Source organism: Achromobacter sp. FW305-C-13 (genome assembly GCF_058783475.1).
On the sequence record NZ_JBYSYN010000012.1, the window covers coordinates 1 to 885 of the forward strand.

Annotated in this window: 1 protein-coding gene; it reads left to right on the plus strand. The window is 61.6% G+C overall.

The window, feature by feature from the left end:
- The coding region (gene tuf, locus AC3WMU_RS29635; protein WP_492283380.1) for an elongation factor Tu at window positions 1-885 on the plus strand (885 nt) is incomplete at its 5' end.

An 885-nucleotide genomic window follows, 5' to 3' on the forward strand; every position in this document is an offset into this window, starting at 1 on the left:
ATCCTGGTGGTTTCGGCCGCTGACGGCCCGATGCCGCAAACGCGTGAACACATCCTGCTGAGCCGCCAAGTTGGCGTGCCGTACATCATCGTCTTCCTGAACAAGGCTGACATGGTTGACGACGCCGAGCTGCTGGAGCTGGTGGAAATGGAAGTTCGCGAACTTCTGTCGAAGTACGACTTCCCGGGTGATGACACCCCGATCGTCAAGGGTTCGGCCAAGCTGGCGCTGGAAGGCGACAAGGGCGAACTGGGCGAACAGGCCATCATGAACCTGGCTGCTGCGCTGGACTCGTACATCCCGACGCCTGAGCGTGCCGTTGACGGCGCGTTCCTGATGCCGGTTGAAGACGTGTTCTCGATCTCGGGTCGTGGCACCGTGGTGACCGGCCGTATCGAACGCGGCGTGGTCAAGGTCGGCGAAGAAATCGAAATCGTCGGTCTGGTTCCGACGGTCAAGACGACTTGCACGGGCGTTGAAATGTTCCGCAAGCTGCTCGACCAAGGTCAAGCTGGCGACAACGTGGGCATCCTGCTGCGCGGCACCAAGCGTGAAGACGTCCAGCGCGGCCAAGTTCTGGCCAAGCCGGGCTCGATCACCCCGCACACGGACTTCACGTCCGAGGTGTACATCCTGTCCAAGGAAGAAGGCGGCCGTCACACTCCGTTCTTCCAAGGCTATCGTCCCCAGTTCTACTTCCGCACGACGGACGTGACGGGCACGATCGAGCTGCCGGCCGACAAGGAAATGGTTCTGCCGGGCGACAACGTGGCCATGACGGTCAAGCTGTTGGCTCCCATCGCCATGGAAGAAGGCCTGCGTTTCGCCATCCGTGAAGGCGGTCGTACCGTCGGCGCCGGCGTCGTCGCCAAGATCCTGAAGTAA